At 41.0% G+C, this 25,574-nt stretch carries 26 protein-coding genes; 20 read left to right on the top strand and 6 right to left on the bottom strand.

Going from position 1 to position 25,574, the window contains the following annotated elements:
* Nucleotides 1-23: 23 nt before the first annotated feature.
* Entirely contained in the window at nucleotides 24-1,712 is a 1,689-nt protein-coding gene (locus CEF17_RS10480; RefSeq protein WP_100399475.1) for a long-chain-fatty-acid--CoA ligase, read from the top strand.
* The gene (locus CEF17_RS10475) at nucleotides 1,709-2,740 is read left to right on the top strand and encodes a phosphotriesterase family protein (RefSeq protein WP_100399474.1); all 1,032 of its coding nucleotides are present in this window, start codon (nucleotides 1,709-1,711) and stop codon (nucleotides 2,738-2,740) included. Before CEF17_RS10480 ends, CEF17_RS10475 begins: the two co-directional genes overlap by 4 nt.
* A gap of 60 nt (nucleotides 2,741-2,800) precedes the next feature.
* On the opposite strand, the gene CEF17_RS10470 is transcribed toward CEF17_RS10475, so the two are convergent.
* Entirely contained in the window at nucleotides 2,801-3,004 is a 204-nt protein-coding gene (locus tag CEF17_RS10470) for a YlaI family protein (RefSeq protein WP_054635212.1), read from the bottom strand.
* A 285-nt stretch (nucleotides 3,005-3,289) separates the two neighbouring features.
* Between CEF17_RS10470 and CEF17_RS10465 the strand changes: the two genes are divergently transcribed.
* Nucleotides 3,290-3,745: a pyridoxamine 5'-phosphate oxidase family protein gene (locus CEF17_RS10465; RefSeq protein ID WP_100399473.1), complete on the top strand. Its 456-nt coding sequence runs from the start codon at nucleotides 3,290-3,292 to the stop codon at nucleotides 3,743-3,745.
* A gap of 231 nt (nucleotides 3,746-3,976) precedes the next feature.
* Nucleotides 3,977-5,296, top strand: a complete 1,320-nt coding sequence (locus tag CEF17_RS10460; protein ID WP_100399472.1) for a PhoH family protein — start codon at nucleotides 3,977-3,979, stop codon at nucleotides 5,294-5,296.
* Nucleotides 5,297-5,345: 49 nt separating this feature from the next.
* Here CEF17_RS10460 and CEF17_RS10455 read toward each other — a convergent pair whose 3' ends face one another.
* Nucleotides 5,346-5,849: a hypothetical protein gene (locus CEF17_RS10455; protein WP_100399471.1), complete on the bottom strand. Its 504-nt coding sequence runs from the start codon at nucleotides 5,847-5,849 to the stop codon at nucleotides 5,346-5,348.
* 135 nt (nucleotides 5,850-5,984) lie between these two features.
* Between CEF17_RS10455 and glsA the strand changes: the two genes are divergently transcribed.
* The 5 genes from glsA to CEF17_RS10430 all read left to right on the top strand — a co-directional run bounded on the left by glsA (nucleotide 5,985) and on the right by CEF17_RS10430 (nucleotide 12,327).
* On the top strand, nucleotides 5,985-6,920 hold the full coding sequence (glsA, locus tag CEF17_RS10450; protein WP_198153396.1) for a glutaminase A: 936 nt from the start codon (nucleotides 5,985-5,987) through the stop codon (nucleotides 6,918-6,920).
* Between the two features lie 202 nt (nucleotides 6,921-7,122).
* Nucleotides 7,123-7,389 carry an Fpa/YlaN family protein gene (locus tag CEF17_RS10445; RefSeq protein WP_374701192.1) on the top strand — a complete coding sequence of 89 codons (267 nt, stop codon included), beginning with the start codon at nucleotides 7,123-7,125 and terminating at the stop codon, nucleotides 7,387-7,389.
* Between the two features lie 250 nt (nucleotides 7,390-7,639).
* Nucleotides 7,640-11,089 carry a pyruvate carboxylase gene (gene pyc / locus CEF17_RS10440; protein WP_100399470.1) on the top strand — a complete coding sequence of 1,150 codons (3,450 nt, stop codon included), beginning with the start codon at nucleotides 7,640-7,642 and terminating at the stop codon, nucleotides 11,087-11,089.
* A gap of 77 nt (nucleotides 11,090-11,166) precedes the next feature.
* Nucleotides 11,167-11,667 (top strand): GNAT family N-acetyltransferase, encoded by a 501-nt coding sequence (locus tag CEF17_RS10435; protein ID WP_100399469.1) that lies wholly within the window; start codon nucleotides 11,167-11,169, stop codon nucleotides 11,665-11,667.
* A gap of 27 nt (nucleotides 11,668-11,694) precedes the next feature.
* Nucleotides 11,695-12,327, top strand: coding sequence for a GNAT family N-acetyltransferase (locus tag CEF17_RS10430; RefSeq protein ID WP_100399468.1), 633 nt, complete (start codon nucleotides 11,695-11,697; stop codon nucleotides 12,325-12,327).
* Nucleotides 12,328-12,422: 95 nt separating this feature from the next.
* On the opposite strand, the gene CEF17_RS10425 is transcribed toward CEF17_RS10430, so the two are convergent.
* Nucleotides 12,423-13,328 carry a COX15/CtaA family protein gene (locus tag CEF17_RS10425; protein ID WP_100399467.1) on the bottom strand — a complete coding sequence of 302 codons (906 nt, stop codon included), beginning with the start codon at nucleotides 13,326-13,328 and terminating at the stop codon, nucleotides 12,423-12,425.
* A gap of 418 nt (nucleotides 13,329-13,746) precedes the next feature.
* Here CEF17_RS10425 and cyoE point away from each other — a divergent pair, with 418 nt between their 5' ends.
* The 6 genes from cyoE to CEF17_RS10395 all read left to right on the top strand — a co-directional run bounded on the left by cyoE (nucleotide 13,747) and on the right by CEF17_RS10395 (nucleotide 19,608).
* Nucleotides 13,747-14,646, top strand: coding sequence for a heme o synthase (gene cyoE, locus CEF17_RS10420; RefSeq protein ID WP_442857453.1), 900 nt, complete (start codon nucleotides 13,747-13,749; stop codon nucleotides 14,644-14,646).
* 67 nt (nucleotides 14,647-14,713) lie between these two features.
* On the top strand, nucleotides 14,714-15,742 hold the full coding sequence (gene coxB / locus CEF17_RS10415) for a cytochrome c oxidase subunit II (RefSeq protein WP_100399465.1): 1,029 nt from the start codon (nucleotides 14,714-14,716) through the stop codon (nucleotides 15,740-15,742).
* A gap of 26 nt (nucleotides 15,743-15,768) precedes the next feature.
* A complete protein-coding gene (gene ctaD / locus CEF17_RS10410) occupies nucleotides 15,769-17,643 on the top strand; it encodes a cytochrome c oxidase subunit I (protein ID WP_100399464.1) in 1,875 nt (624 codons plus the stop codon).
* A 1-nt stretch (nucleotide 17,644) separates the two neighbouring features.
* Nucleotides 17,645-18,262 carry a cytochrome (ubi)quinol oxidase subunit III gene (locus CEF17_RS10405; protein ID WP_100399463.1) on the top strand — a complete coding sequence of 206 codons (618 nt, stop codon included), beginning with the start codon at nucleotides 17,645-17,647 and terminating at the stop codon, nucleotides 18,260-18,262.
* 4 nt (nucleotides 18,263-18,266) lie between these two features.
* A complete protein-coding gene (locus tag CEF17_RS10400; RefSeq protein ID WP_100399462.1) occupies nucleotides 18,267-18,611 on the top strand; it encodes a cytochrome C oxidase subunit IV family protein in 345 nt (114 codons plus the stop codon).
* A 436-nt stretch (nucleotides 18,612-19,047) separates the two neighbouring features.
* A complete protein-coding gene (locus tag CEF17_RS10395) occupies nucleotides 19,048-19,608 on the top strand; it encodes a DUF420 domain-containing protein (protein WP_054635219.1) in 561 nt (186 codons plus the stop codon).
* A gap of 404 nt (nucleotides 19,609-20,012) precedes the next feature.
* On the opposite strand, the gene ytvI is transcribed toward CEF17_RS10395, so the two are convergent.
* Together ytvI and CEF17_RS10385 are read right to left on the bottom strand one after the other, a co-directional pair.
* On the bottom strand, nucleotides 20,013-21,071 hold the full coding sequence (gene ytvI / locus CEF17_RS10390; protein ID WP_100399461.1) for a sporulation integral membrane protein YtvI: 1,059 nt from the start codon (nucleotides 21,069-21,071) through the stop codon (nucleotides 20,013-20,015).
* 170 nt (nucleotides 21,072-21,241) lie between these two features.
* Nucleotides 21,242-21,595 carry a YugN family protein gene (locus CEF17_RS10385; RefSeq protein ID WP_054635221.1) on the bottom strand — a complete coding sequence of 118 codons (354 nt, stop codon included), beginning with the start codon at nucleotides 21,593-21,595 and terminating at the stop codon, nucleotides 21,242-21,244.
* A gap of 207 nt (nucleotides 21,596-21,802) precedes the next feature.
* Here CEF17_RS10385 and CEF17_RS10380 point away from each other — a divergent pair, with 207 nt between their 5' ends.
* Nucleotides 21,803-22,231, top strand: a complete 429-nt coding sequence (locus CEF17_RS10380) for a CBS domain-containing protein (protein WP_100399460.1) — start codon at nucleotides 21,803-21,805, stop codon at nucleotides 22,229-22,231.
* A gap of 168 nt (nucleotides 22,232-22,399) precedes the next feature.
* Nucleotides 22,400-23,722 (top strand): CAP domain-containing protein, encoded by a 1,323-nt coding sequence (locus CEF17_RS10375; protein ID WP_100399459.1) that lies wholly within the window; start codon nucleotides 22,400-22,402, stop codon nucleotides 23,720-23,722.
* 50 nt (nucleotides 23,723-23,772) lie between these two features.
* Here CEF17_RS10375 and CEF17_RS10370 read toward each other — a convergent pair whose 3' ends face one another.
* Nucleotides 23,773-24,273, bottom strand: a complete 501-nt coding sequence (locus CEF17_RS10370; RefSeq protein ID WP_100399458.1) for a PaaI family thioesterase — start codon at nucleotides 24,271-24,273, stop codon at nucleotides 23,773-23,775.
* Between the two features lie 161 nt (nucleotides 24,274-24,434).
* On the opposite strand from CEF17_RS10370, the gene ylbD reads away from it, so the two are divergent.
* The 3 genes from ylbD to CEF17_RS10355 are packed head-to-tail and all read left to right on the top strand — an operon-like array spanning nucleotide 24,435 to nucleotide 25,545.
* Nucleotides 24,435-24,824 carry a spore coat protein YlbD gene (ylbD, locus tag CEF17_RS10365; protein ID WP_100399457.1) on the top strand — a complete coding sequence of 130 codons (390 nt, stop codon included), beginning with the start codon at nucleotides 24,435-24,437 and terminating at the stop codon, nucleotides 24,822-24,824.
* A gap of 15 nt (nucleotides 24,825-24,839) precedes the next feature.
* Complete coding sequence (locus tag CEF17_RS10360) at nucleotides 24,840-25,067, top strand: YlbE-like family protein (RefSeq protein ID WP_054635226.1); 228 nt, start codon at nucleotides 24,840-24,842, stop codon at nucleotides 25,065-25,067.
* Nucleotides 25,068-25,122: 55 nt separating this feature from the next.
* The gene (locus CEF17_RS10355; protein ID WP_100399456.1) at nucleotides 25,123-25,545 is read left to right on the top strand and encodes a hypothetical protein; all 423 of its coding nucleotides are present in this window, start codon (nucleotides 25,123-25,125) and stop codon (nucleotides 25,543-25,545) included.
* The last annotated feature ends 29 nt before the right edge of the window (nucleotides 25,546-25,574 follow it).

Raw genomic sequence — 25,574 nt, 5'->3', positions numbered from 1 at the left:
GAACAATGTAGAGGAGGATCTGGATGAAAGAGTGGTTAAAATACTGGCCCAAAAGGCTTCCATCATCGTTAAGCGTTCCAAAAACTACCATTGTTGATAATTTAAACGTATCTGCAAAGCGTTATCCGGATAAGGTTGCTGTATATTATTATGGTTCAACTTTTACCTATGAAACTATTTATAAGGAAGTAAACAGGCTTGCAGCGTTTTTGCAAAAGGAATGGCATATGAAAAAAGGCGACCGTGTTATTTTATACATGCAAAACTCTCCTTCCTTTCTTATTTCATATTACGGGATCTTACAAGCAGGTGGCGTAGTGGTCCCGGTAAATCCTATGAACAAGGAACAGGAAATCGCGTTTTATATTGAAGACAGTGAAGCTGAAATCGCGATCGCAGGGCAGGAGCTCCTTGGAAACGTCCAAGGACACCTGGGCCAAACAACATTGAAAAATATATTAGCTGCATCTTACGGCGACTTTGTATCAACTCCAACGTATCAGAAGAATCTCCCGGATGAAGCAATGCTTCGGTCTGAGGATAGTCAATCAAATGAAGGAATTCATACTTGGGAGGACATGAGGGAAAGCAAGTATGAATTATCTCCTGTCATTGTTAATAGTGAAGATCTTGCCTGTCTGCCCTACACATCAGGGACAACCGGAAGGCCGAAAGGGTGCATGCATACTCATTATTCCATACAGGCCAATCTTGTAGGAGCTAAGGACTGGATGAGCATGACGCCAAATAGTGTCTCCTTTGCTTCTTTGCCCTGGTTCCATGTGACCGGAATGCAGCACAGTATGAATGCGCCTCTTTTTGCAGGAGGGGCCATCGTGATTATGACCCGCTGGAACCGAGAAACAGCTGTGAGATTGATTGAGGATTATGGGTGCACAAATTGGATCAATATCAGCACCATGGTAGTAGATTTTCTTTCACACCCAGAGATCGAAAAGAAGAATTTATCGTCATTACAAGTCATAGGCGGCGGAGGTGCTCCTTTGCCAGAGGCGGTAGGGAAAAAGCTGCAGCGGCTTACGGGGATCACGTACTGTGAAGGGTACGGGTTAAGTGAAACGATGTCACAAACTCATTTCAATCCTCCAGATCGTCCTAAACTTCAATGCTTAGGGATTCCCTCATTTGATGTAGATGTAATTATGCTCGATCCATCAGCTGGTGAAGAGATTCCACTTGGCCAGCAGGGAGAGATTGCCGTATCAGGTCCTCAGGTTTTTAAAGGGTACTGGCGAAGGCCTGAAGAAACTGCTGAATCGTATATTCAAAAGGACGGAACTACTTATTTCCGTACCGGAGATATAGGATATATGGATCCTGAGGGCTACTTTTTTATGGTTGATCGAAAAAAACGCATGATTAACACAGCAGGTTTTAAAGTATGGCCTTCAGAAATAGAATCGGTTCTTTATCAGCATGAGTCTGTCCATCAGGCATGTGTGGTAGGGGCTCCTGATCCAAGGACAGGGGAAGTGGTTAAAGGCTATGTGGTCCTTCAAGAGGGATACGAACCTAGTGAAGAACTGGCACAAAATATAATAGATTGGAGCCGGAACCAAATGGCTGTTTATAAAACGCCAAAAGAAATCAATTTTCTCGAAGAGCTTCCCAAGACTGCAAGCGGTAAAATACTTTGGCGTACTCTTCAGGATAGGGAATGGAACCGGGCGCGAGAGGAGGAGGAGGCTTGAATCAACGTGTAGAAACAGTGACAGGTCCGGTTGATGCAAGTAAGCTTGGAAAAACGCTCGTCCATGAACATTTCTTTTTTGGCTATCCAGGATTCCACGGAGACTTTACAAGAGGAAGGTTTGACTGGAATGAAAAACGTAATCAAGGTATTGAAGTAGCAGAGCAGATAATGAAGCATGGAGTTGAAACAGTAATTGATCCAACTCCAAATGATTGTGGCAGGAATCCCTTATTGCTGCGAGAAATTTCTGAGGCCACGGGTCTTCAGATTATATGTTCGACTGGTTACTATTACGAAGGGGAAGGAGCCACACCTTACTTTACATTTCGTCAAAGCCTTGGAACGGCAGAAGATGAAATATACGAATTATTTCTCACAGAGGTAACGGAAGGAATTGAGGGAACAGGTATTAAGCCAGGCATAATTAAGCTTGCATCCAGCAAAGGTGAAATCACTCCATATGAGAAGATGTTTTTTCGGGCTGGAGCGAAAGTTCAGGCGCAGACAGGAATTCCCATTCTCACTCATACACAAGAAGGTACCATGGGGCCTGAACAAGTAAAACTCTTACTTGAGCATGGAGCTGATCCATCAAAATTAGTGATTGGGCATATGTGCGGGACAACAGATATTCATGAACATTTAGAAGTATTAAAGCAGGGAGTGTATGTAGCGTTTGATCGTTTTGGCCTGCAAGGAATAGTGGGGGCTCCTGCCGATGAAGAAAGGATGGCAGTTTTTTTAGGGCTGGCTGCCCTGGGATATGAAAAACAGCTTCTTTTATCTCAAGACACGGTTAATATCTGGCTTGGAAAAGAGCCGATTCTTCCTGAATCAATCGCCCATTTGTTAAGTAATTGGACTCCTGTTCACTTATTTGAAAGAATAATTCCTATGATGAAGGAAAAAGGCTGTCCGGAAGAAAAGCTGAATAAGATTTTAAACGAGAATCCGATGCACATATTTACAGGCAGAAAGGAGGAAGCAGAAAAAAACAATCAGGCGGGAAAAGCAGGCTTATCATAAATTGGTCATAAAATAAAAAAAGAGTGTCTAGGTGAGCATATATCACAAAGACACTCTTACTTATTTCCAGTTATCCTCTTTTGTTTTGCTTTGATACATAGTAAAATTCCCGCTAGCCCAACGTTCATTAGTTTTTTCACTTATACGTTCATGACAGGGATCACACATATAGGTATGGATCGGCCTGTTTCTAAGTCGTTTGGCTAAAGGGGAATCATCTTTTAAGTCATTAATTGTATCACAAATGACACATTTCACTTTCATGATTCCACCTCAGTTCATCTCAATCGTTAATTGTATTGCCTTTTCTTAGTATAACATGGGAAAGAACAGCCGACTACTTGCCTATGACCTGGAAAAGCGTGTGATTGGCCATTTATTATAAAGAAGAGAAATAATATAGAGTACAAGGATTTTACAGGGGTTGCGTCGTATAACATATATAAGGTAGTTTTAGGGCAGTGTGATCCAGGTAAAGATAAAGTAAATGCATACAAAAATGTAGAAAGCTTTTAAGTAAGGGCGACTATTGATGGGAGGTTTGTTCTAATGGCAAACAAAGTTGAACAACAGTTAACTGAGGATTTATTACCACTATTACAAAAAGAAAGATATGTCACGATAGCTACGGTAGATTACGAAACGAACATACCTAACGTAAATGCTATTTCCTGGGTGTTTGCCCCGGACAGCAAACGTGTTTGTTTCGCTATTGATAACCGCTCCCGAATTGTGGAAAATATCAAAAAGAACCATGGTATGACAATGACTGTCATTGGCAGCGGCTCCACGTATTCAATTTCGGGAAAGGCAAGCATTAAAGCAGAGAAGCTGGATGGTGTCCCTCTTAAACTTGCTCTGATTGAATTATCCATTGATGAAATTCGAGATGTGATGTTTTATGGTGCACGCATTTCTACAGAACCAAGCTATGAAAAAACATATGATGCAGAAGCAGCAGCTAAGCTTGACAAACAAGTAATGGATGCGATGAAAAAGGCTTAAGCCGGGAGGTCTCCTGGTTTGGCTTTTTTTATTCTTTTAATGAAAGAGTAGCCAGGTAATTTGTTAAAGAATACATGAGGGAAAGTTTTATGGACAAATCCTCAAACGCCGTCAATATTATAGCCATTCATGCATAGTAAGTAATAAGAATCTTTTTTAACTACTCACTCCTAGAGTTAGATGATAACAGAAAGGTTTAGGTATGAGACTCGTTAGTCGGGAGGAAGCCTATTGAAAAAAATCTATGTATTAGACACAAATGTCCTATTGCAGGACCCACGTGCTATATTTCAATTTGAAGAGCATGAAGTAGTGATTCCAGCTGTCGTGTTAGAAGAAGTGGATTCAAAAAAACGGTATATGGATGAGATTGGCCGTAATGCTCGTCATGTTTCGAAAATATTAGATGGCTTGCGAGGCAAAGGGAAACTACATGAAGGAGTAGGAACGCAAGGCGGAGGCAGAGTCAGGGTAGAACTTAATCACCGCTCTTTTAAATGCTTAAAAGAAACGTTCGCAGAAATGACGAATGATAATCGCATTTTAGCTGTAGCTAAAAATCTGCAAAATGAAGTAGAAGGGCAAAAAACTGTAGTGATTGTAAGCAAAGATGCGTTAGTAAGAGTCAAAGCTGATGCACTTGGTATTATAGCTGAGGATTTTCTAAGTGACAGGGTTGTAGAATACGATAATATTTACAGTGGTCATTTACGCACGAAAGTACCCGCTGAAGTCCTGAATAAGTATTATAAAGATCAATCGTTGGCGGTTTCAGAAATAGGAAAAGATGTACTGCGGCCCCATGAATTTGTTGTACTGAAGGATATTCTCGGCGGTTCTGCTTCAGCTGTTGGAAAAGTAGATGAAACTGGAAAAGTGATCAGGCCTTTTTTAACAGAGCTTGATCAAGTCTGGGGAATTAAACCAAGAAATGTTGAACAAAAAATGGCTTTAGAGCTTTTGTTAAGACAAGATATACCACTTGTCACTTTAACGGGAAAAGCAGGAACAGGAAAGACGTTATTATCTCTTGCGGCAGGCTTGCTGCAGACGGAAGATCTAGGCCGCTATAACAAGCTGTTAGTGGCTAGGCCGGTTGTACCGGTAGGGAAAGACATCGGCTTTCTTCCTGGAGAAAAAGAGGAAAAACTCAGGCCTTGGATGCAGCCCGTTTACGATAATCTGGAATTTTTGTTTAACACAAAAAAGCCCGGGGAAATTGACCAGATACTAGCCGGAATGGGTTCAATACAGGTTGAGGCGTTGACGTACATCAGGGGTCGAAGCATTCCTGATCAATTTATCATCATAGATGAAGCTCAAAATTTGACCAAGCACGAAGTGAAAACCATTCTTACAAGGGTTGGAGAAGGAAGTAAAATTGTACTAATGGGCGATCCTGCCCAAATTGACCACCCGTACCTTGATGAGTTGAACAATGGTCTTGCCTACGTCGTGGAAACCTTTAAGTCACAAAGGGAAAGTGGACACGTGAAGCTTGAAAAAGGTGAGCGTTCCGGACTCGCCCAGCTGGCAGCTGACCTGTTATAAGTCACTGAATTAAAAGAAGGGAGAAAGAGGCAGCTCTATCTCCCTTTTCTTATTTGACAATAAATTTCACAACATGTTTGATAGGGTTGTCTTTGTTGCAGCCGTTTTTCTCATAAACGTGGATTGGCCCGGTTTCTTTTAACGGCTTTCCTTCATGAGAAAAACCGATAATAAAGTTTTTTCCTTCTTGAAGGGAGTATGGAAACTGTTCGCCAGATTTTGTTTCCACAACAACCTGGGACGCATCAGCTGAAGGCTCTGCGTTCTCTAAAAATGGAGCGAAAGGGATGCCAAATGTTCCATTAATAAGAGCTTCTTTTTTTGTGCGGATCGTATTTGTCGAAGATCTCTTAGGAACCTGGGCTCCTTCAGAAATTTCTTTATCCCATTGTTTTGACACAGCCTTCTTATAATCTTCAAGGTGATCGTTTTCATCATGAAGCTCATCGAAGTATGTGGTAAGGTCAACCTTTCTATCATCAAAAATCCAAACTGTAGGATCGATTGTGATCGTATGTTTTATTCGCCCTTCAATCATTACTATAAAGTCCATACATATCCTCCCTTTCGAATCTAAAACTGCAATAATTCTATCCTATCATAGATTGTTCATTTCTGAAGCAGGGTAAAGGAATGAATACATTATTTTATACAAAACATAAGGAAAAGGAAAACGGAGGAGGAGAGTATGGCCACATCCATTTGCAGCAAGGAAGATTTAGAAAGAATGATTGACGATGTCAGACTATATACTAAGGATGGAAAGGTTGCAGATTATATCCCTGCCCTGGGAAAAGCAGATCCTGGAGCAGTCGCATGTTCTCTGTTTTTTGAAGACGGCAATGTGCTGACAGCAGGGGATAAAGAACAAAGGTTTACGCTGCAGAGTGTATCCAAAATTATAACATTGGCTCTTGCGTTAATGGACAGAGGAGAGGAGGAGGTTTTTTCAAGAGTAGGGATGGAGCCGACAGGAGATCCTTTTAACTCTATAAGTAAGCTCGAAACAATGATTCCTTCAAAGCCCTTGAATCCAATGATTAACGCTGGAGCGCTGGCGGTAACCAATATGCTTCATGGAAATACGAGTCAAGAAAAATTAGGCAGGCTTTTGGCATTCATACATGATTTAACAGATAACACAGACATCACTTACTCAGAGGAAGTAGCAAAATCAGAGTACGAAACAGCAGATCTTAATCGGTCTCTATGTTATTTTATGAAACAGCACGGCGTTATTAAAGGAGACGTTGAGGAGCTGCTGGATTTATACACAAAGCAGTGCGCCATTGAGGTAAACTGCCTTGATTTGGCGAAAATTGGCTACGTTATTGGGAATCAGGGAAAGGACCCTTGTACAGGAAGACAAATTGTCCCCCTTCATATTGCAAGGATAGTCAAAACCTTTATGGTCACGTGCGGAATGTATAATGCCTCTGGAGAGTTTGCAATTAGAGTAGGGATACCAGCTAAAAGCGGGGTATCCGGTGCTGTGCTTGGCGCGGTCCCTTTTGGAGTAGGGATAGGAATATATAGTCCTTCCCTTGATGAAAAAGGAAATAGTATGGCAGGGATGAAGCTTCTTGAAACAATTTCCAAGCGATTTGATTTAAGTATATTTTAACCATGGATGGTGTACAGGAAAGTGAGCGCTGATCTCTGCAGGCAAGGACCAGTCTCTCCTTGCAGTATGGTTTTGGGTCATGTAATAAAAGGAAAGAAATTGGGACAATTAGCTGCCGCATCTTGCTTTTTTTGTCTTTACCTTATATGATAGCACTACAACGAGTTCATAGTAGGAGGGATCACCCTTGAGCATAAAGGCAATGACTGAACATAGCGAGAAAGCTTATGCCCTTCTGAAAGCCGATGCAGAAAAAATCCGCAAACTCATTGAAGTTCAAATGGACAATTTAACAATGCCCCAATGTCCTCTTTATGAAGAGGTCCTAGATACTCAGATGTTTGGCCTATCTCGGGAAATTGATTTTGCTATCCGTTTAAGCCTGATTGATGAAGAAACGGGAAAACATATTCTTGCAGAGCTGGAAAGAAAGTTAGCGGCTCTTCATGAAGCTACCGTAGGTAAATAAAAATCCAAGCTATCCACAGATGATAGCTTGGATTTTTTTATGTACAAAGAGACGCAGAGCTAAGAAAAATATAGTAAAAAAGAAAACAAAAACACATAGTAATGTTAGGTTTTTTTTTGACAGATCAATTTGAGATGGTATGATAAGTTGATAAGTGTATTTAGAATAATCAGACATCTAAGCGAACTATAAAAAGAAAAAGGTTTGCAGGCAAGGCAGATGGAGAGAAAACATAACAAGGAGGATGTTCATGAGCAGGTTACAAAACATCAAAAAGGTATTGGTAGCAAACAGGGGTGAAATTGCAATACGTATATTCCGTGCTTGCACAGAATTACATATTCGCACAGTAGCGGTCTATTCTAAAGAAGACACAGGGGCATATCACCGCTACAAAGCTGATGAAGCATACTTAGTAGGAGAAGGAAAGAAGCCGATCGATGCTTATTTGGACATTGAAGGCATCATTGAAATTGCCAAGGCAAACGGCGTCGATGCCATTCATCCAGGCTACGGTTTTTTGTCTGAAAACCTGGAGTTTGCTAAACGATGCAAGGAAGAAGGCCTTATTTTTATAGGTCCGGAAACGGAACACCTGGAAATGTTTGGAGATAAAGTGAAAGCAAGAGAAACTGCTATAAAGGCAGAGATTCCTGTTATTCCAGGCAGTGACGGTCCTGTGGGAAGTTTTGAGGAAGTAAAGAAATTTTCTGATGAGCACGGCTTTCCTTTTATTATCAAAGCTTCTCTTGGCGGAGGCGGACGGGGCATGCGTATTGTCCGCAGTCCTGAGGCCCTTAAAGACGCCTTTGAAAGGGCAAAATCTGAAGCGAAATCCTCCTTTGGAAATGATGAGGTATACGTAGAAAAGTTTATTGAAAACCCTAAACATATAGAAGTTCAGATTTTAGGAGACAAAGACGGCAATATCGTTCATTTATATGAACGAGACTGTTCTGTTCAAAGGCGGCATCAAAAAGTAGTGGAAGTGGCCCCAAGTGTTTCTTTGTCTGAAAATGTACGTGAAAAAATTTGTGAAGCTGCGGTTAAACTGTCCAAAGATATTGACTATGTTAATGCAGGGACTGTAGAATTCCTGGTTAATCCAGATGGTGAGTTTTTCTTTATTGAAGTGAACCCTAGAATCCAAGTGGAGCATACGATTACAGAAATGATCACCGGCATTGATATCGTCCAGAGCCAACTCCACATTGCGGATGGGAAATCTCTTCATGGAAAAGAGCTGGGAATCCCTAAGCAGGAGGATATATATACCCATGGATATGCCATTCAATCTCGCGTAACAACAGAGGATCCAAGCAATAACTTTTTCCCGGATACAGGGAAAATCATGGCGTACCGTTCTGGTGGCGGCTTTGGAGTCCGTCTGGATGCCGGGAACGGTTTTCAAGGGTCAATCATTACGCCACACTATGATTCCCTGCTGGTTAAAGTCTCTACATGGGCCCTTTCCTTTGACGGGGCAGCCGTGAAGATGCTCAGGAATCTAAGAGAATTTCGAATTCGGGGTATAAAGACCAACATTGAATTTCTTGAAAATGTTGTCCAGCATGAAGCTTTTTTAACTGGAGAGTATGATACTTCCTTTATTGATACTACCCCGGAACTATTTGTCTTTCCGAAAAGAAAAGACCGGGGAACGAAAATGCTTACCTTTATTGGGGAAACCATTGTAAATGGCTATCCAGGGCTGGAAAAAGAAAAGAAACCAATCTTTGATAAGCCCCAGATTCCTAAGGTGAAGTACAGTGAACCTGTTCCACCGGGCACAAAGCAGATTCTTGATGAGCGCGGTCCAGAGGGACTGGCAGACTGGGTCAAAGAGCAAAAAGAAGTTCTGTTAACAGATACAACGTTTAGAGACGCTCACCAGTCGTTGCTTGCCACAAGAATCAGGACCCAGGATTTAAAACAAATTGCAGAGCCTACAGCACGTATGCTTCCGAATCTTTTTTCCTCAGAAATGTGGGGGGGAGCTACTTTTGATGTGGCAATGCGTTTTCTTCACGAAGATCCATGGGAAAGACTCATTATGCTGCGCGAGAAAATGCCTAATGTACTGATGCAAATGCTCCTGCGAGCATCCAATGCTGTCGGTTACAAGAACTATCCTGATAACGTCATTAAAGAATTTGTTGATAAATCAGCAAGTGCCGGAATAGATGTCTTCCGAATATTTGATTCGTTAAACTGGATTGAAGGAATGCAGCTGACCATAGATGCTGTACGGGAAAGCAACAAAATCGCGGAAGCTTCAATTTGTTATACAGGGGATATTCTTGATTCTTCAAGAACAAAATACGATCTTGGCTATTACAAAAACCTTGCTGGAGAGCTTGAAAAATCAGGTGCTCATATCCTTGGCATTAAAGATATGGCAGGCCTTCTTAAACCGGAAGCAGCCTACCAGCTTATCAGCGAGCTTAAGGAAACCATTGATATTCCTATTCATCTTCATACACATGATACTAGTGGAAATGGTATTTTTACGTACTCCAAAGCTATTGAAGCCGGAGTCGATATTGTAGATGTAGCGGTAAGCTCCATGGCAGGACTGACGTCGCAGCCAAGTGGAAACAGCTTGTACTATGCGTTAGCGGGAAATGAACGACAACCGAACATTGACGTAAAAGCCGTTGAAGAATTGAGTGAGTTCTGGGATGATACTCGAAAATATTATCAAGGCTTTGAAAGTGGAATGAATTCACCTCACACGGAAGTATACGAACATGAAATGCCTGGGGGACAGTACAGCAACCTTCAGCAGCAGGCAAAGGCCGTAGGGTTAAAGAACCGCTGGAATGAAGTGAAAAAGATGTATCGCCAAGTAAATGATATGTTTGGGGACGTTGTGAAGGTGACCCCTTCATCCAAAGTAGTAGGTGATATGGCTCTTTATATGGTCCAAAACGATTTGACCGTAGATGATATATATGAAAAAGGTGAATCATTGGACTTTCCTGACTCGGTAATTGAATTTTTCCAGGGATTTTTGGGACAGCCTTATCAGGGTTTTCCAAAAGAACTGCAAAATATTATCCTTAAAGGCAGAACAGCTATTACCAACCGTCCAGGTGAAAACATGGACCCGGTAAGCTTCCATGAAATGAAGGAAGAGCTGTACCATAAGCTAGAACGCCAGGTAACAAGCCATGACATGCTGTCTTATGCTTTATATCCGAAAGTGTTTATGGATTTTGAGCGGTTCCGCCAGCAATTTGGTGATGTAACAGTCCTTGATACTCCTACTTTCTTTTACGGTCTTCGTCTTGGTGAAGAGATAGAAGTGGAAATTGAACAAGGAAAAACATTAATTGTAAAACTTGTCTCCATTTCAAAACCCCAGGACAATGGAAACCGGATCGTTTATTTTGAATTAAATGGTCAGCCGCGAGAAGTAGTGATAAAAGACCAAAATGTAAAAACGGCAGCTTCAGTACGCCCAAAAGCAGATAAGAGCAGTGAAAATCAAATCGGAGCTTCCATGCCTGGCACTGTGATTAAGGCTCTCGTAGCAAAGGGAGAAAAGGTCAAAAAAGGCGACCATCTAATGATTACAGAAGCAATGAAAATGGAAACAACAATCCAGGCTCCGTTTGATGGTGAAGTAAAGGAAATCTATGTTGAAAATGGAGATGCCATAGAATCTGGAGACCTGTTAATTGAGTTAAAAAATTAAACACTGTGAGAAAGGCAGCAGATGATTGCTGCCTTTTTGCTTACGGTGAACGAGAAGATTCAGGAGTGTGACGGAGTGTGGAAATACGAAAAATGAAAACAAGTGAAATAGATCAAGTAATGGAGCTTGGCCAATTTGCCTTTCAAGTAGAAATGAACAGTGAAGAGCTGGCGGAACGCAAAAAAATTATTAACCCAGAAAACGTGTGGGTGGCAGCAGGAGAAGATGAAATCTACAGTAAACTAACCATTCTTCCTATGGAAGTATATATCGGGCCACATAAACTTTCTGCCGGTGGAGTGTCCGGGGTAGCGACCTGGCCTGAAAAAAGAAGAAGCGGGCTTGTCAGTCAGCTTCTTACAGCTTCATTAAAAGACATGAAGGACAGAGGGCATATTTTATCTTTTTTGTACCCTTTTTCTATTCCTTTCTATAGAAGATATGGCTGGGAGCTCTCTGCTGACACAAAAAAATGGACGATTACCAAAGATAAACTGCCAATTCCTGATAGGAAATCCACAGGTACAATAAAGAGGGTAGCAAAAGAAGACTGGAAGGAACTGAACACCATCTACTAATCTTTTGTCCAACAATATGCAGGGGCTATTGAGAGGACAGAAGATTGGTGGAACCAATTTGTGTTCAAAAGAAAAAAAGGGCAGATAGCGGTCTTTACAAACTCACAGGGGAAAGAGGAAGGGTATCTTATCTATCAGGTTAAAGAAAGAACCCTTACCGTACATGAGTTTGTGCATACTACGAATGAGTCCAGGGAAGGTTTATGGAATTTCCTTGCAAACCATGATTCCATGATTGAAGAAATGGTAATGAAGCCTTCCATAGATGATCCGTCACGTCTTCTTCTAGTAAACCCTCACATAAAGGAGGAGCGGGAATCTTATTTTATGGGAAGAATTGTGAATGTGTTTTCGTTGCTTCAAACGTACCCGTTTATAAAGAAAGGGGAAGCTGTTATCCATGTAACTGATAATTTCTGCTCTTGGAATGACGGTTCTTTTAAGGTTGAGGTGCATGATCCGGGAGACAACCTCGTAAGGAGAGTGGAAAAAGCCAAAGGGGTAACATGTACGATTAATACCCTCTCTTCCGTTCTGATGGGCTATACATCTGTGGAAGATGCAGTAAATGCCGGTTTACTAACAGGAGACGAAGCAGAGATCAAAGGATTCAAAGCCATGCTTCCTCCTCTTACACCTTTTTTATATGATTTCTTTTAAATAATGAAGTATTTGGAAATAATATCACTAGGCATGAAATTCTTACAAAAAACCCCCTCAAGGAGGGGGTTCAGCTTATTTTAGGAGACATTTAGTCATATACTCGGCTTTCTGGTTGAAATCATAACCATATAGCTTAGAACTGTAAATAAAAGTGAAATGATCATAGCGTGGAAAAGAGCGGGTGTCAAATAACTGTCAGCAAATAAAATGGAAACACCTGCAGTAATTTGCCCGATCACCAGAATAAATGCCAGAATACTTGACCATAAAATAGCTTTTGAGACGCTGTAGTGCTTAATGGCAAGAATCATTAATATAAGCAGGAAGACAAATAGAAGCATCCCAAAAATTCTATGAGCAAAATGAATGCCGATCTCATACCCAATCGAACCGCTCATATCCGGTATGACCTGGCCATTACACAGCGGAAACCCCTGACAAGCATATGTAGCTTCGGAATGCTTAACGTAGGCCCCGGTGTAAATGGCTGCATAACAATACGCCAAAACGAAAATTAAATAATTACGGAATCCTTTTGTGACCTGGGGAGCAGGTGAACTGCGTCCGTCTTCAAAGGCAAGTACGGTTAACAAGACAACAGTAGCAAATGAAATGGCAGAAATTCCAAAATGAAGGGCCAGGACGATATCAGAATGTCCCCATACTACAGCAGCAGCGCCCATAAGACCCTGGAAAATAATGAATAAAACAGCCATAATTGCCATGAATTTTGTTTCCCTAATGTGCGGGATTTTTTTCCATGCCCAGAAGGCTAATATAATTACCATGATTCCTAAAAGGCCCGATACAAGCCGGTGGCTGTATTCTATGATGGTTTCAACAGCAGGAGAGGTCGGCACAACTTCCCCAAAGCAAAGGGGCCAGGTTGAACCGCACCCATCGCCTGACTCTGTTTTTGTCACCAGGGCACCTTGTAAAAGGACAATTAACATCCCGATTGATGTAATGACCCCGTAGATTTTTAACCCTTTATTCAAGGTATTCACCCCTAAATCTGTATTTATAACAACACGAAAACTACCATTCTAATGGTATGAATATTGCAGGGAAAAGTCAATTTCCTAAAAATGAACTTTGTTTGGAATTTAAGAAATGTGAAGAAACTGTGAAACTTAGGAAAGTAATGAAACAAAAAAGATTTTAAGCTATAATGTCTGTAGTGCACAGACAATGTGCCTTTTTATGCAAGGCAGCTGTTGTTCACAATAATGCTGGTTTCCTTAGGTGAAATAAAATTTTCATTTTCCTGCACCTTAGTTACTGATAAACTAGGTAAGGGCTTACTTCCTGCTTCATTTAGTTAACTACAACTGCAGGTTATAAGGAACTGATCGTAATTTTTAAGGGGGGTGAACGGATTTGAGCAAGACAAACACGGTACTTGAGTCAACAAAGGTGCTGGAGCACCCGAAGGAGATAGTGGCTGAAGATGCACCGGTGAAATCGTGGAAAAGTTATGTTACCCTTGCCAAAATGGGAATTGTCTCTTCTAATTTAATAACTGCTTTCGCAGGTATTTTCCTAGCTTCAGTGTATACAGGGTTTAGTTTGACTCAGAATCTACATATTCTGATACTTACGTTACTAGGGGCAGGACTTGTTATGGCAGGAGGTTGTACTCTTAATAACTATATTGACAGAGATATTGACCATTTAATGGAACGTACCAAAGATCGTCCAACTGTAAACGGTATGCCCGCAAGGAATGTTCTATGGGCCGGTATTACCCAGTCGAGTCTTGGTATACTATTTCTGTTATTGGTAGAACCTGTAGCTGCCATTATTGGTATGATTGGTCTTTTTGTTTATGTTGTCCTTTATACAATGTGGACAAAGCGAACTCATTCTATTAACACGATTGTGGGTAGTGTCTCAGGAGCTGTGCCTCCTTTAATTGGGTGGGCCGCTGTAGATCCAAGCCTTCATCATTACGCGTGGGTTCTATTTGCAATTATGTTTATCTGGCAGCCGCCTCACTTCTTAGCATTGGCTATGAAGAGGGTGGAAGAATATAGAAATGCAGGTATTCCTATGCTTCCAGTGGTAGCCGGTTTTAAAGTAACAAAAAGACAAATGGTAGTTTACGTAGCAGCCCTCATTCCAATCTCTTTGCTTCTTTATCCATTTGGCTGGGTGTATACTACTGTTGCTGCTATACTAAGCATTGGGTGGTTCGCGTTAGGCATTTATGGGTTTAAGATGAAAGATGACGTTAAATGGGCACGTCTGATGTTTGTATATTCATTAAACTATCTAACAATCTTGTTTGTGCTTATGGTCATTGTTCATATCTAAGGATGATGACCATAATACAAAGATAAATGTATGAAAACTAAAAAAGAAAGCGAGGTCTGATGATTCCATGATGTGGAAATACTTATCAAGGTTTCTGCCTTTAACGGCACTGCTTTTGTTCCTAGCAGGCTGTGGTGAGCAGAGAATGACTGCCTTGGATCCAATGGGACCCCAGTCTCAATGGATTTTTGACAACATGATTTTGAGCTTGTATGTAATGGCTCTTGTTATTATTGTTGTATTTGCCTTGTTCTTCATAGCTGTAGTGAAATTCAGAAAAAAACCTGGAGATAATGAAATACCTGAGCAGGTAGAAGGAAGCCATAAACTGGAGATTACTTGGACAGTTATCCCTATTTTATTACTAGTTGTTTTGGCTATTCCTACATTAACAGGTACGTTTCTTTTGGCAGATACTGAGCCTGAAGAAGGAGATGAAGATGCAGTAGTTATTGATGTGACTGGTCATCAGTACTGGTGGCAGTTTGATTATGAGGAAGGCTTTACTGCTTCTAATGATGTGTACATACCAGTTGGTGAAAAAGTAACGTTTAATCTTCATGCCAGTGATGTAATTCACTCATTCTGGGTGCCGGCACTTGGCGGTAAGGTGGACAACCTTCCAGGAGTAGAGAACGCCTTATGGCTTGAAGCAGATGAACCAGGAGTATACATGGGGAAATGTGCTGAGCTTTGTGGTCCTTCTCATGCTCTGATGGACTTTAAGCTTATTGCTCTTGAAAGAGATGATTATGATGCTTGGGTAGAGAGCATGCAGGAAGATCCTGAAGAGGAACTTGAAGAAACAGTTGCTAACCAGGGAAGAGAAGTTTTTGAGGACCAAGGATGTATTGGATGTCACGCGATCGGCGGTTCTGGCTCTGCAGCAGGTCCGACATTAACGAACTTTGGTGACCGTGAAACGATTGCCAACTACCTTGAAATGAATGAGGAAAACCTTGAGGCATGGATTCGTGAACCTCAAGCGTTAAAACAAGGAAACAACATGCCAGAATATCCAGATATGCCACAGGAAGAAATGGATGCGCTTGTAGATTACCTTATGGAACTAAGCGTAATGGATGAAGAAGAATAAAATAATATATAAAGGAGGTAAACCCAGTGGCTAGTACAACTGCTGACACTCAGTCCAAAAGCGTTCTTTGGGACTGGCTGACCACGGTTGACCATAAGAAATTGGGTATTTTATACCTGATTGCCGGTACATTGTTTTTTGTACAAGCTGGTGTCATGGCGCTATTTATGCGTATTCAGCTTATGTATCCGGAAATGCAGTTTATTAGTGGTCAAACCTTTAACGAATTTATAACGATGCATGGTACCATCATGCTGTTTTTAGCAGCAACACCCTTACTTTTTGCTTTTATGAACTTTGTCATCCCGCTGCAAATTGGTGCTCGGGATGTGGCATTTCCATTTGTAAATGCCCTCGGTTTCTGGATCTTCTTCTTTGGTGGCTTGCTTTTAAGCTTGTCATGGTTCTTTGGAGGAGCTCCTGACGCAGGGTGGACGGCATATGTTCCCCTGTCAACGAATGAATACGGCCATTTAGGTCTTGATTTCTACGTACTCGGACTTCAAGTAAGTGGTATCGGTACATTAGTATCCGGTATTAACTTTGTAGTTACAATCATTAATATGAGAGCACCTGGTATGACAATGATGAGAATGCCATTGTTCTGCTGGACGTCTCTTATTACATCTATCTTAATTGTATTTGCATTTACACCGCTTGCAGCTGGATTGGCCATGCTGATGCTTGAACGCTTGTTTGGCGGCCAGTTCTTTGCACCTGACATGGGTGGTAACGTACTGATCTGGCAGCATATATTCTGGATCTTCGGTCATCCGGAAGTATATATTCTTGTTTTGCCGGCTTTTGGTATCATTTCAGAAGTTATTCCAGCATTTTCTGGGAAACGACTATTTGGTTACACAGCAATGGTATTTGCAACATTAATCATTGCGTTCTACGGTTTCATGGTTTGGGCTCACCACATGTTTACCGTTGGTCTTGGACCAATTGCAAACTCTATTTTCGCGATTGCAACAATGGCGATTGCCGTACCTACAGGTATCAAAATCTTTAACTGGCTCTTTACGATGTGGGGCGGGAAGATTCGTTTTACAACAGCCATGCTTTGTGCGGCTTCCTTTGTACCGACATTTGTTCTTGGCGGTGTAACAGGAATTATGCTTGCCATGGCGCCTGTTGACCATTTATATCATGATACTTACTTTGTTGTAGCTCACTTCCACTACATTGTTGTAGGTGGTATCGTTCTTGGTATATTTGCTGGTTTGTTCTACTGGTATCCAAAAATGTTTGGACATATGCTGAATGAAACGTTAGGAAAGCTCTTTTTCTGGGTATTCTATGTTGGTTTCCATTTAACATTCTTTGTTCAGCACATTCTCGGTCTTATCGGTATGCCGCGTCGTGTTTATACATTCTTAGAAGGACAAGGAATGGATTTTTATAACCTGATCTCTTCCATCGGAGCTTTCATGATGGGTGCTGGTGTAATTATCCTTGTCATTAATGTGATTTACTCAGCACTTAAATCTGAGCGTGTTACTGTGGCAGATCCATGGGATGCCAGGTCTCTTGAGTGGGCAACTAACACTCCGGTACCTGAGTATAACTTTGCACAAACTCCGCAAGTGCGTTCTTTAGATCCGTTGTTTTATGAGAAAATTCATGGTGATGGAAAGATGAAACCAGCAGAACCTCTGCAGGATATTCATATGCCTAACGGCTCAATCCTTCCATTTATCATAAGTGTAGGTCTCTTTATCATGGGATTCGGCTTTATCATGTTTAATATGGACGTTCCAAATGCAGCAGCCATCGCTGTTACTATAGCTGGCGGTGTAGTCACTTTTGGTGCTATGTTTGTCCGTTCCATCAAAGAGGATCATGGTTACCATATCCCAGTCGAGCGCGTGAAAGAGATAGAAAAGGAGGTAAGCTAATATGGCAGATGCAATTGATGTGTCAAAAGGTCTACCCTCCAACCCTGAGAAAGCGACTCTCGAGGGAAAGAATAAGTTTCTAGGCTTCTGGGTATTCCTGGGCGGAGAAACAGCAATGTTTGCAACATTTTTTGGCGCTTATCTCGGACTTCGGGGCGGTGTAGGTGACGGGCCTGCTTCTGCAGACCTGTTTCATCTTCCCCTGGTCTTTATTATGACCATGCTCCTTTTAACAAGTTCTTTAACGAGTGTGCTTGCTATGTTTGCAATGAAGAAGAATAACTTTAAAGCCATGATGATTTGGCTATGGGTAACTGTTCTTCTTGGTCTAGGGTTCATTGGTTTAGAAATCTACGAATTTGTGGAATATTATCATTACGGACTTGGTTTTTCAACGAGTGCCTTCGCTTCTGCTTTCTACTCATTGGTAGGTCTGCATGGAGCTCACGTTGCCTTCGGTCTCCTCTGGATTATTACGTTGTTAATCCGCTACCGTAAGGCTGGCATTACATTGACAAATGCACCTAAGTTTTACTTGTTTAGTTTATACTGGCACTTTATTGATGTAGTGTGGGTATTTATCTTTACAGTTGTTTATCTTATGGGAATAGGAGGTTAATGCGATGGCAGAACACTTATCTCAGTCTTTTGAAAAAAGTGCAATGACAAAACAGGAAAGAAAGAAGATTGATCGCGAAAGAAACATTCAAGTTATCGCTTTTGCTTTCATGATTTTTATCACATTGCTTGCGTTTCTTGCAGTAGGAAGTGATATCTTCCCTCAGAACTTTGTTATTCCTTTTATTCTGTTGCTGGCTGCAGTGCAGTTTTTCTTGCAGCTATTCTACTTCATGCATTTGAAGGATAAAAACCATGCATGGCCAAATGCCTTTATGGTGGCAGGGATTTTTGTAGCTACTCCTACATTAATTGCCTTATCCCTATTGCTTGGTGTCGTGAAATATTAAGTTAAGATGAAGGAAACCCCCTTCTGCTTTAGCAGGAGGGGGTTTTTTTATGCCGTGGGTACTGTTAAAGGCGTAAGTTTATGTATAAGTCATTTGATTGTAGATAATGGCGCTAGACCCTTAGGGAATAGCATGTGATGAAGACCATGCACCGAGGAAGCGGCCTCCATGCCCGAGGCATAGAAGATCTCGGGTATGCGACGAAAAGGAAGCATGAATGGTTGTTGACGTGTACCTTTATGTGCAAGGGAGCGTTTTTAACATAAATCAACAATAAACGGGCAAAAGACATGTCAAAAAGGATTAGGCATAAAGGAAGCAGCAGAGTAAATATCTTGTTTTGATGTTCACTTATTTGTTATAGAATACCCTAGGTGAAGGTTTCCTTCTTAGTGTATAATAGGATGTGGAAATATGAAAAAGTGAGGGATAGTCGATGAATCAGTTTGAAAATAAAGGAGCAGAAGGTGCCCTTGCTAAAGAACGCAATTATACTCCTCTTATTGTGTTTTTAACAGTCGCCATTAATGGTTTGGTTGCTGTGTTGTTTTTTATGGAAGGGTACAGCGGTGATGTTGGTTTCGATATTACGATTTTACCAATGATGAATGCCATCTTTAATAGCTTTACCACTGTCTTTTTATTTACTGCTCTCTATTTTATTTTGAAAAAGAATATTACAATGCATAAAAGATTTATCTATGCTGCATTCGGTTCTACTTCCTTGTTTTTAGTAACCTATGTAACCTATCATTTTCTGGCTGAGTCAACTGCTTTTGGGGGCAGTGGATTGTATGCAGGCTTTTATTATTTTATCCTTATCTCCCATATTATTTTAGCAATTATCATTGTACCTATGGCTCTGCTTTCTTTTTTCAGAGGGATCAGCAACAAAGTAGATAAGCATAGGAAGATTGCCCGCTGGACAATGCCTTTATGGCTGTATGTAAGTATTACAGGTGTATTGGTTTATTTAATGATTTCACCTTACTACTAAAATGATTAATATACCGCCTTTCCCAATGAGGGGGGCGTAATGTCGAGAAACCTCCGCCTATGAAAAGGGGGGAGGTTTTTTTGCTGATTTTTATTAGATAAAGAAGTGTTTATCTTTGCCAGCGAAAGAAGTGAAGATGGAACGAAGTCACATTTATTAATGATATAAGAATGACTGTTCATCATTAGTTGAGGAGAAGTTGCTGTCAATGAAAAAACACAGGTAATCCTAAAAACAGGCTGTTGAGAAATGTATACTCAACAGCCTGTTTTTTTCAGAAAAAACGTGATCCTTTTATTGGATTTAACTGATTGTATTCTTACCAAATACTCCCTTTAGATTCTATCTCCCAACGTTCAGGTAAACGAGTAGAATCATCCCCTTGGGAACGTACCGGAAGAAGCTTAAATTTTAAAATTTAGTTTAATAAGCCCTGCCTCTCTTGCAGAAGTAAAGGCAATCACAATGAGAGGACCAACAATAAAACCAATGACCCCAAACAGCATAAGGCCAATATACAATGAAATGAGCGTGGCAAGAGGGGAGAGTCCGATGTGGTGCCCCATCACCTTAGGTTCGACAGTCCTTCTGATAATTAAAAGGACAGCAGCAAGGATTAATAACTGTGAACCATGGCCAATATTTCCGGCGATCAAGTGAAAGAGTGCCCATGGTCCCAAGATAGCAATAGAACCAATGATTGGAACAAAATCGATCAGCCATATGATTAATGACATGACTAAAGCAACGTCAGGCGCGATAATCAACAGACCAATAAATGTCACAACGAAAATAATAATACTAACCAAAAACTGCGCTTTAAAAAATCCAATTACCACATAAGAAAGGCGGGAAGTCATAAATTTAACCTTTTCTTCTGTCTTGTCGCTCATAAAGGAATATACTTGTTTGCTTAACCGAGGAAGCTCCAGCATAAATAAGAACAAAGCGATAAGATAAACAATAAATGTGACAAGATACCCTGGTATGGATGCAACAATGGATGTAAGGTCAGTAATAATGTTACGGTCAGTAAATTCGAGACGCAGATTGTTCAATGTTTGTGTTACCTGACTGTTAATTTCATAAACAAACTCTGGAGGCAGATCTTCATATGTGTTTTCTAAATTGGCTTGGAAATTTAGCCATGCCCGGTTTAAATCATTGATGTAAGCTGGAAGATTCTCTACAAAATCAACGATTTGCGTGACAGCCTGTGTAACGAGGATGTACCCTCCGATACCAATAGAACAGACAAAAATTGTAAAGACAAGCATGACTGCGAGGTTGCGCCTGACTCTCAACCGGTCAGTCATAAAGCGGACTACCGGTGAAAGTGCAAGAGCAGTTAATAAAGCTAAAATAATAGGAAGGGAGACAGGCAGCACAAAGTATGCTGCAACCCCCACAATAATTATTGTTAATATGGTAAGCAGTATTTTTTTATTAAGCAGCGCAGACAATGGTAGTCCCCTTTCTTGACACATATAAATCATTGTCTCAGTGTGGTGTGACAAAAACTGAGGACAAAAAAGAAAGGAAAATATTTCAAAAAAACCGGGTGAAAAATGCTTCATCCGGTTTTACTTTCCTGAAGTTTTGGCTTACATTATGTAGCATGACTATTCAAAAATTAGTCTTCCTTAAGTTCTTTTTCGATTGCTGCAAGCTTTTGTTTGCATTTATTTACGATTTTCTCCGGGAATTCCTCATCATATTCTACACCGTGGGGGTAGTAGTGACGGCCCAAATAAGGAGTCATCAGTTTCACTCTTGTATCTTCTTTTCCAATTTCTCCACTTACACTGTAGGCTGGTATACGAAGATAGTACGTAGCATCTTCAGCTTTGTCTAAAAATCTGTAATCAAACGTCACTCTTTCATAATCCCATTGTTCAGAATGAACGAATCCATTTTCTTCAATAACCATGTGTAGCTTTCCAAAGGAGACTTCCTGCTCCTGAATATCAAAGCCTTCGATCTTCATTTTCTGTCCCTCCTATGTCTAAATAACCTGTTATCCTTCTTTATCATAGTATGTTTATCGAGAAGATGCAACGCATTAGTATGGAAACTTTATGACACCTCTACTGTCTGCCGTTTGAAGTAAAAACCTTCACCATAGGTGTATGATTTTTTGCTTTCGAGGAATTATAAGTGACGTATCATTTTTATCGATAAAGGAGGAAAATATTTGGAGACCTTAAAAGATATCATGACCACAGGGGTAGAAACTTGTAAACCGGAGGACACGGTATACGACGCTGCTGTTAAAATGAAAGACACTCATGTGGGAGCTATACCTATTGTTCAAGAGCAAAATCTAATGGGAATGATAACGGACAGAGACATTGTTGTTCGTTGTATTGCTGAAAAACAAGCGAACTCTGCCCCAGTTTCAGACATAATGAGTGAAAATTTAATCACAGCTGAACCATCAATGTCAGTAGACGAAGCAGCGAGGATGATGGCAGAGAAACAAATAAGACGACTTCCTGTGGTAGAGAATCAAAAGCTTGTAGGGATTGTAGCACTGGGTGATTTGGCAGTTGGAAGGACTACTGCGGATGAAGCTTCCTTTGCTTTAAGCGAGATTTCAGAAAGACCGGAAGTGCATCATTAAAACTTAGTATTATTACCACGAGAACCGCCCTTATATTTATGGGTGGTTCTTTGGTATGTATAACGGGTGGCACAGACACCGATAAAAATGTTTTAATAGAGAATAGAAAAGGAATTAAGCGGGGAAGCTGTTCTCCTTAGTGGTGCAGTGGAAGAGAGGAGTCATAGGATGTTCAGACAACTTGGATTTATCTTTATTGTATTTGGAATCACGTTTGGGGTGCTTGTTTGGCAGCTAGGCTGGCCGGAATGGGTTATGCCTGCCGAGGAAGGCCAAGAGGATACATCAACAGAAATACCTGAGGAATCAATGACGATGGAAGATTCCCTTCAAGATTTATTAAGTAACCTGGGTGAAACTAGAGATAACATAAACTTAGACGAGATTGATCTAGAGTCCATAGATTTAGAGGGCCTTACTATAGATGAACTTAATTTGCAGGAGATACTGCCTGTGCTGGAGGAAGAAACTCAAACAGAACAAACAGAGGAAGATGAAGCTTCCGAAGAAGAGTCCAATGAAGAAGAAATTTCCGAAGAAGAATCCGAGAACGAGGAGCAACAGTCTGAGTCTGAACACCTTGAAGAAGAACAAACAATTGCTGAGGACAGTTTGCAAAGTCTTATAGGTGAAAGTGAAGAGACTGTTCAAAACTTACTTGGCGAAGCTCAAAGGGTGGATCCTTCTCTTTATGGCTATAATGTTCATGTTTATTTGGATCAGGAGCATCAGGAATATATTCTTGTCGGGATTATGGATAATGTGGTTCAAACCGTTCTTGCTCTTGGTGGAGAAGCTTCAGTTGCTCCACTTCAGGCAGGTATGACCCGAAGTGAAGTTGAAAATCATCTTCAGGTGGAAGAAGAGCCGACTGTAGAAACGGATGACGGTTCTTTTACCTTTCATCCAGATGAACAAGAGGCAGCAGATAGGCCGCTTGTAGAGCTTGAGGATGGGATATGGGCGCAGCTATATTTTGATACGATAGATGACGGACTTATTGGCGTTAGATATTTAAATAGTGAAACAATCGTTAACCATAGGCCTTATTCTATTACGTACCGGGGATCTTTAGAAGAAAGACCTAATTGGGGTCGAGAAGAGTGGAGACCGGTGGAAGAGGCAGCAGAACAGCAAGTTCTTGAAGCTACAAATGTCATCAGGCAATCCTTCGATATAGACCCTCTGGAGTGGGATGAAGAGGTTGCACAGGTCGCCTATTTGCATAGTGAGGATATGGCTCAAAATAATTACTTTGCCCACGACTCTCCAACTTCTGGAGCCCTTCAGGACCGGATGACAGCAGGAGATGTTTCATTTATGAGAGCCGGAGAAAACATAGCTGCACAGTATGTTGATGCAACCGCAGCTGTAGTAGGCTGGTTAAATAGTGAAGGCCACAGAGTAAATTTATTAAGCGAAGATTTCTCCCACCTTGGTGTAGGAGTATACGAAAGATATTATACCCAGAATTTCCTTACACCTTGGTAAAAAAAGGAGGGTGTCAAGAAGCTTTCATAGCATACTTGGCACCCTTTTTGTTATTTTGCAGGCAACACATAAAAAGTCCCTGTTGCCAAAGCAATCACTTTATTTTCGTCATTAAAAACTTTCGCCTCTGTGACGCACACTTTGTTCCCCCGAGAAATGATTTCCCCTTGGCAGCGGAGTTTGTTACCTGTGCCACCCTTTATGTAGTTTACTTTCATGTCCAGTGTCACGGCAACTTGTCCCTCAGGAAGGCTTAGATTTACCATGCTTCCCATTGTTGTATCCAAAAGAGTGGCGGTTACTCCCCCATGCACGATATTTAACGCGTTCATAATAGATGGCTTAATAGGGATCGACACCTCGTACGTGCCATCATCGAGAAAACTTCTTTCAGTTTCAAGCCAGCTTCCGATATAAGACACGTAATTACCCTTTTGTTTTTCCCTAAGGCCTCTAAAAAAGCTGGAAAGAACCTCCTGGTCTTCTTTGCTGCTTTGCCCTAAAAAGTCTTCAAATTCATTGCGTAAAACGTGAGAAAGATTATTTTCCATTCGACTTTTCCTTTCTATGCTTTTACCGATTATCGATATTGTAGCATGTAATTTCAAAACAAAACAAAAATTGGGCGCACTTCTTAAAACAGGAGGGCGTAAAATATCGAAGAGAAGAAGTCAAAGAGCATGAGATATGTTTTACGGGAGGTGGAATTGTTATGGAAAAAGAGTCACTTCATCCATCCGTAGAGGAGTTCAAAAAGTTTGTTCAAAGCCATCCATTGCTTATAAAAGAAGTAAGAGAAGGAAGAAAATCGTGGAACCATTTATACCAGGACTGGGTAGTATTAGGATCTGATGCTGCAGAGTGGTCTCCTTACAAAAAAGAAAGCGACCCGCAAGAAAGTACTTCTGGCGGTCAGCCTGATATGATAAGTGGACTGTTAAAAAGCTTAAATGGGATCAATATGCAGGATTTACAGCAAAATCTTTCCCAGTTTAGCGGTGTAATGGGGAATGTACAGAAATTATTTCAGCAGTTCCAACGGCAGCCGCCACAGCCCCCTCAAAGAGGTCCGGAAGATCCCTTTTCATTTAGATGGTTTTAAAAGAGGTGGAAAAACTTGCGTCAAGACGTATATTCCTACGTGAGCTCACGGCCTGACTTAAAAGCTTTCATCCGTTTTCATCCTCATTGGTATAGAAGATTAAATAGAAACCCTCAAAGGATCATGGAATTTGAAAAAGAAGCCAACATTTATCACGGCAAGACTTTCCCCCAAAGAGTGGAAAAAATGAATCATGGATTAAATATGGTCATGATGCTTCTAAATATGCTAAGGGCTCAATAAATTTGGATAAGTAAGCCTTCTTTGTCACAACATACAGGCAAAGGGGGTTTACGAATTGTCAAAAATAAAAACTGCATTCCTGCTTGCGATGGTTTGCACTACTTTTTATGCATCGGCAGCCTATAGCCAGGAAATGCTAGAAATAGAACCATTACAAATAGTTCCAGTGAATAAAGTGACCAGTGAAGTCACAAAAGAATCCATGCAGGAAGATGGGTGGAGCCTGCAATATAAAGTGAAAGAAGCCAATATTTATGTTGAATGTATTCTTCCAGACTTCTCTCTCTCCATGAACGAGCAGAAAGGAGACGGTTACTTACTTTTAAAGCTAGACGGCTCAGAGATTGGAAGGATGGATCAAGCCGCTTTTGTGATAAAAGGATTGCCAGCCGGTGATCATGAAATTACCATACAGCCAGTTGATCATGAAGGAAAAGCTCATGCGAAAGAAATGAGCTTTGAAATCACCATTGCCTAGGCTGGTAGGGGAAGCAAAAAAACGGTGCC

This window comes from Bacillus sp. FJAT-44742 (assembly GCF_002797315.1).
Lineage (GTDB): Bacteria > Bacillota > Bacilli > Bacillales > Marinococcaceae > Thalassorhabdus > Thalassorhabdus alkalitolerans.
Note: the sequence above shows the minus strand (reverse complement) of the source record. Positions and strands in the feature narration are given on the sequence as shown.